Origin of the sequence: Telmatocola sphagniphila, assembly GCF_018398935.1 — a bacterium.
In the GTDB taxonomy this organism is placed as follows: Bacteria; Planctomycetota; Planctomycetia; order Gemmatales; family Gemmataceae; genus Telmatocola; species Telmatocola sphagniphila.
Window position 1 is genome coordinate 5,585,387 of the sequence record NZ_CP074694.1, and the last position, 11,077, is coordinate 5,596,463.

10 protein-coding genes are annotated in these 11,077 nt (G+C 54.3%); 3 read left to right on the plus strand and 7 right to left on the minus strand.

The window, feature by feature from the left end:
* Positions 1-18 precede the first annotated feature (18 nt).
* The 6 genes from KIH39_RS22365 to KIH39_RS22390 form a co-directional block, all read right to left on the minus strand.
* Complete coding sequence (locus KIH39_RS22365; protein ID WP_213495572.1) at positions 19-1,197, minus strand: DUF58 domain-containing protein; 1,179 nt, start codon at positions 1,195-1,197, stop codon at positions 19-21.
* A 46-nt stretch (positions 1,198-1,243) separates the two neighbouring features.
* A complete protein-coding gene (locus KIH39_RS22370) occupies positions 1,244-2,215 on the minus strand; it encodes an AAA family ATPase (protein ID WP_213495574.1) in 972 nt (323 codons plus the stop codon).
* A gap of 146 nt (positions 2,216-2,361) precedes the next feature.
* Positions 2,362-3,243, minus strand: a complete 882-nt coding sequence (locus KIH39_RS22375) for a DUF1559 domain-containing protein (protein ID WP_213500546.1) — start codon at positions 3,241-3,243, stop codon at positions 2,362-2,364.
* Between the two features lie 8 nt (positions 3,244-3,251).
* A complete protein-coding gene (locus KIH39_RS22380) occupies positions 3,252-4,424 on the minus strand; it encodes a hypothetical protein (RefSeq protein WP_213495576.1) in 1,173 nt (390 codons plus the stop codon).
* Positions 4,425-4,613: 189 nt separating this feature from the next.
* Positions 4,614-5,333 carry a Bax inhibitor-1/YccA family protein gene (locus tag KIH39_RS22385; protein WP_213495578.1) on the minus strand — a complete coding sequence of 240 codons (720 nt, stop codon included), beginning with the start codon at positions 5,331-5,333 and terminating at the stop codon, positions 4,614-4,616.
* A gap of 152 nt (positions 5,334-5,485) precedes the next feature.
* The gene (locus KIH39_RS22390; protein WP_213495580.1) at positions 5,486-6,478 is read right to left on the minus strand and encodes a DUF1571 domain-containing protein; all 993 of its coding nucleotides are present in this window, start codon (positions 6,476-6,478) and stop codon (positions 5,486-5,488) included.
* A 130-nt stretch (positions 6,479-6,608) separates the two neighbouring features.
* Between KIH39_RS22390 and KIH39_RS22395 the strand changes: the two genes are divergently transcribed.
* Positions 6,609-7,265: an MBL fold metallo-hydrolase gene (locus KIH39_RS22395; protein ID WP_213495582.1), complete on the plus strand. Its 657-nt coding sequence runs from the start codon at positions 6,609-6,611 to the stop codon at positions 7,263-7,265.
* A 99-nt stretch (positions 7,266-7,364) separates the two neighbouring features.
* A complete protein-coding gene (locus KIH39_RS22400; RefSeq protein WP_213495584.1) occupies positions 7,365-8,006 on the plus strand; it encodes a hypothetical protein in 642 nt (213 codons plus the stop codon).
* Positions 8,007-8,661: 655 nt separating this feature from the next.
* Here the strand turns inward: KIH39_RS22400 and KIH39_RS22405 are convergent.
* Positions 8,662-10,032: a multiheme c-type cytochrome gene (locus tag KIH39_RS22405; RefSeq protein WP_213495586.1), complete on the minus strand. Its 1,371-nt coding sequence runs from the start codon at positions 10,030-10,032 to the stop codon at positions 8,662-8,664.
* A gap of 174 nt (positions 10,033-10,206) precedes the next feature.
* Here KIH39_RS22405 and KIH39_RS22410 point away from each other — a divergent pair, with 174 nt between their 5' ends.
* Positions 10,207-11,064: a hypothetical protein gene (locus KIH39_RS22410; RefSeq protein ID WP_213495589.1), complete on the plus strand. Its 858-nt coding sequence runs from the start codon at positions 10,207-10,209 to the stop codon at positions 11,062-11,064.
* The last annotated feature ends 13 nt before the right edge of the window (positions 11,065-11,077 follow it).

Here is an 11,077-nt window from a genome sequence, read left to right on the forward strand (position 1 = left end):
CAGGAGTTCCCGGAAATCCTAATTCACTTCACCGATTCCCTCCAGAGGCTGGATGTACCAGTTCAGATTTTCGAGCGAATCGATTCGAGCGACCTGCCGATGATAAAGTTGTTCTGCCTCGCGAGCAAGCGGAGAATTGGCCCGCGAACTGATTACGACAATCGAATCGGCGAACTGGCGGGTCCGCCCGATCAGTTGCGACTGAAGTTGGGCCGGCTTGTCGGTCCCTTTTAAAGGAGCCAGCATTTCGATCAGAGGCCAGGCGTGGTCGGCACTGCCGGACATTTTCCGGGATTGGACGGCCTGCTCGACCACGATCAGTTGCAAGGAGCTGGTCTGATCCTGCGACCAGTCTCGACAGATCGTTCCGGCCAGGCTCAGGATATCTTCCAGGGAACGGTGATCGGCGACCGTGGGCGTCATCGGCAACCAGGCTTCGACGATCAGAATCAGCTTCGGCGGGGCATCGTCCTCGAACTCGCGAACGATCAGTTCATCGCGGCGGGCCGAGGATTTCCAGTCGATCCAGCGCGGACTGTCGCCGGGTCGAAATTGTCTTAAACCGTGAAAATTCGCCTGCCGCAGGGAAGCGAGCGGCTTTCGCTGGCGGGTTTTGCCTTCGCCTCGGCTCACTCGCGACAGCCAACTCTTGAACAATTCATTTTTAATCTGCCCCAGTCGCGGCAACACCAGTACTTCCTGTCCGCCGGGCAGATCGAGGGCGCTTTGCACGAGTCCAAAGGGAAAGCGCGTGATCACCCGCAAAGGGCCGAGGGCATGCCTGCCGCGATGGGAGAAGGCCACTGTTTCCCGCAGGTAGACGCGTCCTTTGGGAGCCAGCCGATCAACCGTCCAGAAGGCTCTTTTACCGGCGATTTCCTCACTCACCTGGAAGCCGCGCAGCGCCTCCTCGGTTTCGTTCTGCAGTACGACCCGCCAGTCGGTAATCTGGTTGGCGATCACGGGTGTTCGCCATTCGCGGAGGGCGGTCAGACTGCTCGTGGAGCGCCGGACCAGCCGCCAGTTCACAAACCATAACCCCATCAGCATGTAGGACAATAGCAGCAGGAGATTGATGCCGCGATAGAGCCCGGTGATAAACAGGGCGATGGCGAAGAGCAACCAGTACTTCCCTTCACGCGTATTCAGCGGCAAAGGGGCCGGCACCTTCTGATTGGGATCGACTGGGTTTGCCATGAATTGCCCGTTGTCCGTACAGCAGCTGGCTTGAGAAATTTAGTGCTTACGAAGGCACGGCCGTTTGATCCAGAATTTCCCGGAGAGCTTCCGCCGCCCCGTCATCGCGCTTGCCCTGGCTCCAGCGTTTGGAGATCAGACGATGCGCGAGCGCCGGGACGACGAGTTGCTTCACATCATCGGGGATCACATAATCCCGGCCATCGAGCAGGGCCGAGGCCTGCACCGCCCGGTAAAGGCCTAAAGCCGCGCGGGTACTGGCCCCGAGCGAAATATCCGGATGCACGCGCGTCTTGTCGATGATATCCAGAAGATAATCCGACAGGCTATCCGAAAAGCGGACTTTTCGCACCCGCATTTGAATATCGAGCAGCTCATTGACTTCGATGACCGATTTCAGATGATCGACAGGTTCGCCATCGCGGTGCTGGGTCAGAATATCCCGTTCCACCGATCGCGGAGGGTAGCCGATCTCGCACCGGATGCTGAAACGGTCGAGTTGGCTTTCCGGAAGGGGGTAAGTGCCTTCAAATTCATAGGGGTTCTGAGTAGCAATCACGATAAATGGCGGCCCGAGCTGCCGGGTCTGGCCTTCGAGCGACACCTGCTTCTCGCTCATGGCTTCGAGCAGAGCACTTTGCGTGCGCGGCGTGGCCCGGTTGATTTCATCGGCCAAAATCACCTGTGCGAAGATCGGTCCGGCTTGAAAAACGAATTCGCCGCTCGGCTTGTGGAAAATGCTGGTTCCCAGCAAGTCGCCCGGAAGTAAGTCGGGCGTGAATTGAATGCGGTGGAAACTGCAATTCAAGCTTTTGGAGAGGGCCTTGGCCAAAAGCGTTTTGCCCACGCCGGGCACGTCTTCCAGTAAAAGATGCCCTTCCGCCAATAAGGCGATCAATGCCAGTCGGGTGACTTCCTGCTTGCCCAGCAGAATGCCACCGATGTTATCCTGTAGCTGCTTGAGTTTAGCGACTAAAGGGGCTAAATCGGGGGAAGTGCCCGCGTGCGGGTCGGCCATTCGGACCTCTTATCGGAAAGCCTCGGATCAATCGCCAGCTCTTAAGTGTGCTACGGCTCTGGCAACACAGTTATATTAGTCGCGACTAACGACTGAATCTTGAGGTTTTACGGAAAGTCCTAAGGAGTTGTTCATTTTCTCAAAAATCACCAGGGTGGTATCACCTGGCCATCGTTCCGCATGCCGAGCAGTTCGTATGTCGTCGGGTCGATGGTTTCCGGAATGGACTGTACGTGCCCATCGGCAAAAGCGAACATGACCACCTGCATGTGCATGCTACCGAACTTCCAGGCCGTATCCTGCGGATTGGTCGTCAGAGGAAAAGCCCGCGAAGCCGCCCGACAGGAGCATTGATAGTAGTCGCCATTATAAATTGAGCAGTCCCACCACCCGACACCCAGGTTGCCTTGGGGCACCTGCTTCTCGCCCATCAGGATCGTATTGCTGGTACCGTCGGTGAAGTCGGCGAAGCGCGTGCCGGACCCCATCTGGAAGGCCGCCGTCATGCTCGGCTGCGAAGTCGTGGGATAATCGTATCCGGAACGGTCGATGCTGGCGGCATAGTCCCCGAGTGCTCCGGGGACGTTTTGACTCCCCGAACCCAGGGTGGCAGAGCTGGGAATATCGCCACTGATGCTCCACATCGGGGCCGAATTGGCCACGCGTCGGGAAGGGCAGAAATAGATTGGTACCGCACTTCGTTGCGCGGTCGTGTTCTGCTGATAGTAAGTCAGCCCGAGATTCCACTGTCGGTAGAGATTGTCCTGCTCGATATAGGGCAGGATCAACACGGCCCAGGTCGCATAGCCCTGTCCCAGACGGCTGGGCGGGAACGAATTCATGTTGAATTCGTAATTGTGCATGGCCAGGGCGATTTGCTTCAGGTTATTCGAACAGCGCATGCGACTGGCCGCTTCCCGAGCTTTCTGCACCGCGGGCAGAAGCATGCCGATGAGAGTCGAGATAATCGCGATCACCACGAGCAGTTCGATCAGCGTGAACGCCGATCTGGCAGTTTTCCGTTTCATCAGTCACCTCATTTCCAAGGTAGAGAAGCTCTTGGAATTTGCAGTCGAACCGGATCCTTGCCGCCAAACGGGCTGCCAGGAAGTTCGAAATGTAAGTATTGGATTCCTTTTTCGGGAATCTCAAACAGAAAAAGTTGCTGGCTGCTTTTACCCGGGAACAGGGTGGCCGGGGCGGGCTGCCAGCCGGGAACTTCGGCACCGGTTTCCAGGGCTTTGAAAGCGATCATTCGCCCTTCGGAATCGGTCAACTTAGGGGCCACTTCCGGAGGTTTGGGATTGATTTCCCAGCCGCGAAAATCGATCTTCCGCGAGACGCCGAAGTTTTCCAGTTTCAGAGTGATCTGCAGAAATCGATCTTTAGTGACCCGGCGCTGATTCTGAGCATTCGTGAATTCCACCGGTCCTGCGGTTATGGACGCCAGCGAAATTCGCACGTCGTCCTGCTGCCAGGTCGATTTGGCTATATCGATCCAATCGGCGGTAATGCCCAACCCGGTGGAAGGGTCGACCGCGCGGACGATGGTGGGGTCTTCGACTTTTTCGAAGACCCACAACGGCTTCTGGCCCAGCCAGCCCGGGAACAGAAGCACCAGAAACAGGATTAATGCATTGAGTCCGGTGGCCGCGAATGGAATTCGCTTTTCCAGATAAACATTGATGATTGCCAAAAGGCCGAAGATCAGTCCGATGGCCGAGAGGCCTAGGGCGATCCAGCGACCGTACACTGTAACTTGCGTCGATAGTAAAGCCAGCCCGCCCAGCGACAAACCGATCAGTCCGGGTATCAGCGAAAGGTTGGGATCCGATGGTGGGGCGAATGTCATCGGAACCGAAGGAGCGATTGCCGGCAGCGAGGGTATGGCAGGGATCGAAGGCGTCGTGGGAGCATTAACGGTGACGCTGGGAATGGTGTCCTGTGTGACGGGCTCGTGCATCGTCACAAGTCGTTCCCGGATATCGCTCGATCTTGTGCTTGGTGCGGGAACGGCGAGACTCGAGAGATTATTCACCGGGATATTGATTTCGAGTTCGCTTTTATCCTCGGCGTCCGCGCTCGAATCCGGCATCGAGAGCGTGAAGGACATGTTGCAGCTGGGGCAGGTGGCCGAGCGCCCGATCATTTTTCGCGGAGCGCGGACTTTCCCTTTGCCGCAGTACGTACAGACAGCTGTGAATGGCACGGTGGCCTTCTCCGGCGAAAATGAGAGTCTTATTAGTAAGTATCCATCGTCCGATTGAAACCGCCGCAATGCAAGTGAATTTCAGATATGCGAGTGAATAGAGCCGCGGCGGCCTAACGAGTCGTGTCAAAATATAAAACCCCGAAGAGATCTTCGGGGTTTGTCGAATTTTGAATTATTGTCGGAGAATTAATCTCTGCTGGAATTCAGCAGAATCCGGAGGATGTAGTAGAAGAGCATCGTGACATCGGCGAACAGTTCCAAGGCCGCCCCCACGTGCTGGTTCACACCATAGTGATGAAGCACGTTCGAGGTGTCGTACAGAATGTAACCGCAGACCAAGGCCACCATCAGGAAGCTGAACCAGATGCCCAGACCGAAGCCTCCGATCGCCGCGGCAATGATGATTCCCAATCCGGCGAAGCCCAGCACCGTCAGACCCGTGCCGAGGAACGAGAAATCCTTCTTGGACAGAAATACCGCCGCGGACAAACCGCCGAAGATGGTCAAGGTCATGATGCCGGCTTGCAAGGCCAACCGGTGATCGCCGGTTTTCGCTTCGGCAATCGTCAAAATCGGCATGAAGATGACCGCCTGAAGGGCCACATACAGAGCCAGGCCCAAATACTGGGTCATCGTATTGCGGGAGGCCGCCATCACTCGAGCGATGAAGCCCGAGCCCATAAACAGAACCATCAGCGCGATCCAGGCGAAGGTTCCACCCCCCCGAAGGGCATTGAAAAACAAATCCCGGATGGGGGAATTCAAAAAGACCGCTTCCAAACCGACAAAAGCTACCGAGGCCGCGGCCACGGTAGCATAAGTCTTGCGAATGAATGCCAGACGCACATTAGATGGTGCCTGAGCCACCGAATCGGTGTAGTAACCATCTTCCAAATACTGACTCATATTTTCTCCCCTTATTCACCCCGGACCAAGGGAACCGGGAACAGTTTTCAGATATCCTAACACGCCGTTTACCGGCCAACAAGCACAGACCATGCCAAAAAGAATGGTTTTCGAAATGATACCACTCGAAATACTTCCACGTTCGTCGCAATTTACTTTTCGAAGATTTCCTCTTTCAGTCCCACATTCAGTTTCAGCTGGGTGTAGGAATACATCTCCAGGAGTTCCGGTTCGGTCTTGCCCTTCTTCGGTGCCTCGTAATTTTCGACGCGAACCGGTAACTTCAAGGCTTTATCGAAGTATATGATCGACCTGTACGGGATATCCGGGTGTTTATCCTCGAGCGTTATTTCCAACTTCAAGCAATCTCGCTTGTCGAATTGTACTTCGCTGAGGAGAATCTTAGATTTAACTCCGCCGGCTTTCTTATCCACATCGCCGATCTGTTCGATCAATTTACCGATCCCGGCCTGATCGATGGTATGCCGGTTATCCGACATAATCTTGGGATCGTCCACCGCCAGTGTCAGATAACCGACCAGTCCCTTCAATCCGGCCCCTTTCACGCGGGCTTTCCCCTCATTTTTTCCTGCCATATAGGCAGCTTCCTGACCCTGCACCGATTTCGGACCCGTGAAGTGGAAGAATACGGCAAAAGGTTCCGCCCGGACGCTCATCTCGGCGGTCTGTTCATCCATCAGCTTGCTGCCGATACGTTCCTGCTTGATGAAAATGCAGGTGTAATCTTTGACCGATTTGTACGCCGAGCGAGACTGGTCGATCCACTCCTTGATGATACCGGGCTTCGCCACCTCCGGTTCTCGCTTTTCTATATCGGGATCTTTCGATTTTTCCTTCGCTTTATCAGTATCCTTGCCCGCTTTGCGTTCCCGTTCTTCCCGTCGTTTCTGCAGCTTTTCCAGTTCGTCCTTGAGTTTGGCCTCCTTCTCGGCTTCCCGCTTGGCCTTTAACTCCTGTAGCCGTTTCATGATCGGGCCGACTTTCTTGTCGTCGTCGTCCTTATCCTTCTTCTTGTCGTCGTCTTTCTTTTTTTCGGTGGGATCCTGATCCGCAGCGGGCAGCGTCACGCAACCGACCGCCAGTACGGAACTGAGAGCAAAAAAAACCAGCCAACGTTGGAGCATGGTGGTCCCCCCGTCATGGATCGTCTGTCCAGGTGTCGCATCCGCTGAAGCGCATAGCCCCCGAGCCAGCTTGGATGCCGTACCCGGGATTGCACATAAACTACCCTAATTCTATCCGCAAGAGCATGTTATGAGCTTGGTAATCAAAACTATTGTATCGATGCCGTTCGCTGAAAATACCTATCTTGTCTGGCTTGACAATTGGAAGCAGTGTGTGGTTGTTGACCCCGGATTGGATCCTGAGAGTATTCAGGATTGTATCGCCGAGAATGAACTCTCCGTGGTCGCCATTCTGAATACACACGGCCATACCGATCATATTGCCGGCAATGACTTTATGAAAAAATTACTTCCCCAGGCGCCCATTATCATCGGGGAAGGGGATGCCCCGATGCTGACCGATCCGGATTTGAATCTCAGCCGATCCTATGGCATCGATATCGTCAGCCCCCCGGCGGATCAGACGGTCAAAGAAGGGGAAACCCTTCACCTGGGGGGTATGGATCTCGAAATACTGGATATTCCCGGACATTCGCCAGGCCATATCGTCTTTGTACTGAAAGAACACAAAATCGTGCTCGGCGGCGATGTGCTGTTTCGCGAAGGAATTGGCCGGACCGATTTCCCCGGCGGCAGTTTTCAAACGCTGGCGAAAGGAATTCGCGGCAAGCTTTTTACGCTCGATCCGGATTTTGTGGTCTACCCTGGCCATGGCCCGGTCACCAAAATCGGTCACGAGAAGAAGGCCAACCCGTTCGTGGGAGAACAGGCCTCCCGCCAATGGTGAGCCGCGTAAAAAAATCGAGAAGCTCGTCTGAGTATTCCGAGATAAGATTCGTTTCCTATAATACGTGCGTGCGTTTCTCCAACATTCAGGAAGAAAATTATGATGCTTCGACTGGCAACATTGATCGCTCTGTTCGGCTTGATGAGTACCCTCGCGGCCCAGGATGTCGTTAAGCCGACTTCCAAGGTGGAGCAGAGCCTCTACCCCACCAGCATCGGCACCAAATGGACCTATACCATTGTGGGCCAGAACAAGCAGATGGACGTTACGGTGGCCCGCACCGAAAAGGTAGGCACTACCGATTGCGTTGTCCTGGAAGCTTCGGTGGAAGTGGAGTCGGTTCGTCAGGTCGTTGCCACGGAGCATATGGCGTTGGAAAAAGGAATCTATCAGCGTCTGAAGTTAGGCAACGGCGAAGTGAATCCGCCGCTGATATTCCTGAAGAACGATGCGAAAAAAGAGGATACCTGGAAGGCCGAGTTCGAAGTGAAGATGGTGATGGATGGAAAGCCCGTGACGGCCAAGGCCAAAACCCAGTTCACCGTTTCTGAAGAGAAGGTCAAAGTCCCCGCCGGCGAATACGACACGACGGTGATTCGGGGCAAAACGGAAGAAGATGGCAAAGTCACGGATTCCGCCGTGTGGTACGCCAAGGGAGTCGGACCCGTGAAGCAGGAATTCGACTTCGGCGGCGGTAACAAGTTCACTCTCGAACTTAAGGCCGTGAGCGTTAAGAAGTAAATCCGAATTGCAACGCATCGGTCCGGTCGTTCAGGATGCGTTGACCACTATATCCTTTCAACTCAATTTTGGCTGAGTATCCGTTCCGGATTTTTCCCGCCTTCGGGGCGGGGAAGAGGGCGGCGAGCGGAAGCTGAATCGCCAAAATCTCCCGCCACAATACCGGCATCGAATGGGTCTCAGCAAAATATACCGGGCCATCCCCTGCCATTTCGCCGATTTCGATAACTGCAAGTCTGTACTGCTGCAATAAATGCAGCTCTTGGGTAAGCCGAAAATTGCGAACCCTCCCGTAACCCAGGCGATACCGAGGCGACAAAGTCATGAAGCCGCAGCCATCAAGCGGGCAAAGCGGAGAGTATCGGGGAGCGAGTCCGACGAGGGGCATAGCGAGGTTAGCAGTCTGCGAGTCTGCAATCACACTAAATCGAATCTAGCATATTCGATCTATGGATCGGAAATTAATCTTTCTTCTGATGAATGGGAAACAAAAAATTGAGCTTAGGAAAAAATAGTTACTCTAAGCCCTTCGGATTATTCAGCTTTTGCCCGAAAAAGGAGACTTAATTCGTCTGGCCCCGATCCTCCAAATGAAATCAAATCCATTATTAGGTTAAATTTACCAAATCAGGTTAATCTTCTTCGATTCTTCACCTCAACCCCCTTTTTTCAGAAGGGAAAGTGCTTGGCCAAATAAGCTGGGCAGTGGGCTGGGATCGTATTCCCGGGGACTGTTGTAGACTTCCGGGCCGCGCGGCAGCTTCAGAATCTTTTGAATTTGGTCGAGCAGGTTGAGAAGAGCCACTTTGTCTGCGTCGTTCAGCGATTGAGTCTCTTTTAACACAAGCAGGGCGTAGTAGATCTGGCAAGCAGTATCCCAATCGAGGGGCTGCGATTGGGTAAGACGCTGCAGGAGTGCGTCGACTGTCAAAGGCTTAACCGGCTGCTTCAGGAGGAATAGAGCCTGGGCGATTTCCCTTGTCAGCAAAGCGGTATCTCCTTGTTGCAGAGTCTTTTGAATACCTGGAAAATCGTGGCCAGGTACAAAAAGAGTATTCCAAACTAACCTTCCCGAACTCGATGGTCGCCAGCCGGCCACCTTGAGGTCGTGATGGCAGGAGAAGCAATTGAATTCCGCCAACTCCGGCCAGGGCTTCCTTTCCACTCGATCCGCAAGCAATCCTAACGCCGCTTTGGCACGTTCCGTTGCTCCGGCCGACCAGGCGACGGCTTCCCACCCAACGGGTAGAGGTCGGTTACCCTGCAGTCGATCTTTTTCCGACCAATGCCTTGGTAAAGCCCGCAAATAAGTCGCGAATTCGAAGTTCAACCGAGGATGCCCGGCGGCAATAAAATCGTGATTCACGTCTCGTAAAGGCTGATCTTTACTGGCGGGCGCTCCGACATGGCAACCGGCACACTGGGCGGCTCGGACATTCCAGTCGTAAAGGCGAGTCAGTCCGAATTGGGAATACGCTTTTTCCCGATCGGTCTGGTCGGTCCAGCTCACATGTTCCGAGCGGTAGGCATTAGCCGCCCCATGACAGGCCTCGCAGGAAACGCCCTCTCGTAATAAAGCGACCTGTTCGTCCGTAAAAGTCTTCGACTCCAGGGTTTTGACCAGGAGCGGATTGGCATGGCAGGCCAGGCAACGAAGATCCTGCTGGGCCGAGTGATTCTCATTCGGATACAGGCGTTTCATCATGGCCTGCGATTTGGCATTCAAAAGTGTTTCGTAGGATTGGGCGTGAGGATCCTTCAGCGTCCAAATGGTTTGGCTGCTTTTCCAGAGCGATTGAGGGCTTTCCTGGCTGTCGGCAGGAGATTGGCTATGGCAGTTGCTGCCGCTGCATCCCGCCGAACCGAAAAGAGTGGGAGCCCCATGAATTTTCGAAGAAATCGGTGTGGTTTCGCCCGCAGGAGAGGGAGTGCTGGAGATCGCGCGCAGACCCGAGGGGATCAGGAAATAGACCCCGATCAACAGGGAGGCTATCAGCAAGCCGCTGACAGTCGGTCGCAAAAGCATGGAGCGTTCTCGGGTTCGGAGGAAGACCACACCAGTTAAGTCACTTCTTGCGCGATTGTCCAGCGCGAACATCTCAAAAAAGCTTGGATTCCCCGAACATCCTGATTGACTTGAGGATTGTGATTGGGTTAATTGAAGCGGTCAAAGAATCCGACCGCCTTTCGGAGGACGGTGTTGCAATTTGGTTCTTCAGCTTCGGTGACTAGCCGAGTCGCTTCCCTGTTGGGTTGGGTCGTACTGGCCTGCGTTCCCATTGTTGGCTGGTACGCAGCGATTTTCTGGGGCTGGGTGAGCTGGCCGCGAGCGAGTGAACCGCTTCCTTTGGTACTTGGGGTTCTGGCGGCCGGGATTATTGGTTTTGAAATGGCTCTGGCGATTCGCAAAAGAGCGCGGGGCAAAAAGAATCGAATTACCGGCAAACATCTCAAGGCCACCAAATGGTGGACGCGCTGGCACGTCTATCTGGGAATTCTCGCTTTGCCCCTCGGAGTGCTGCATAGCGCCTTCCACTTCGGTGGGCCGCTGACAACGGTGCTCTTACTCTTGTTCGTAATTGTAATTCTCAGTGGAGTCTGGGGGCTGATCCTGCAACAATGGCTGCCTTCCAAGTTGCTGATTGATTTTCCGAATGAGACGATCATCAGCGAAGTACCAGGGGTGATGAAATCGTACGAACCGGAAATTGAAGGACTGATTCGTATTACTGCCGATGGAAGTTCGGAATTGAAGAGTATCCTGGAAACTCAACTGAAACCCTACCTGATGGAAGGGAAAAAGCATGCAATATTCAGCGATCCGGAGACTTGCCGTAAAGGATTTTCCCAATGGCGCGAACGCTATCCCTCCAGCAATCCGGCAGTGCTGCCGGCACTGGCCCGCCTGGAGACGATGTGCCAATGGCGCAGGGAATGGCGACGACAGGGTCGGGTCTATTTCTGGTTGCATAGTTGGTTACTCATCCATCTGCCGCTGTCTTTGGCCTTGTCCGTTTTGCTGATACTGCATGTGTTTGTGGCTTTGAAAATCTGGTGAAGCGCGAATGCCG

Bases quoted from the DNA above. Each gene is read 5' to 3' on its own strand.
- KIH39_RS22365 (WP_213495572.1), bottom strand. From the start codon at position 1,197: ATGGCAAACCCAGTCGATCCCAATCAGAAGGTGCCGGCCCCTTTGCCG.
- KIH39_RS22370 (WP_213495574.1), bottom strand. From the start codon at position 2,215: ATGGCCGACCCGCACGCGGGCACTTCCCCCGATTTAGCCCCTTTAGTC.
- KIH39_RS22375 (WP_213500546.1), bottom strand. From the start codon at position 3,243: ATGAAACGGAAAACTGCCAGATCGGCGTTCACGCTGATCGAACTGCTC.
- KIH39_RS22385 (WP_213495578.1), bottom strand. From the start codon at position 5,333: ATGAGTCAGTATTTGGAAGATGGTTACTACACCGATTCGGTGGCTCAG.
- KIH39_RS22390 (WP_213495580.1), bottom strand. From the start codon at position 6,478: ATGCTCCAACGTTGGCTGGTTTTTTTTGCTCTCAGTTCCGTACTGGCG.
- KIH39_RS22395 (WP_213495582.1), top strand. From the start codon at position 6,609: ATGAGCTTGGTAATCAAAACTATTGTATCGATGCCGTTCGCTGAAAAT.
- KIH39_RS22400 (WP_213495584.1), top strand. From the start codon at position 7,365: ATGATGCTTCGACTGGCAACATTGATCGCTCTGTTCGGCTTGATGAGT.
- KIH39_RS22405 (WP_213495586.1), bottom strand. From the start codon at position 10,032: ATGCTTTTGCGACCGACTGTCAGCGGCTTGCTGATAGCCTCCCTGTTG.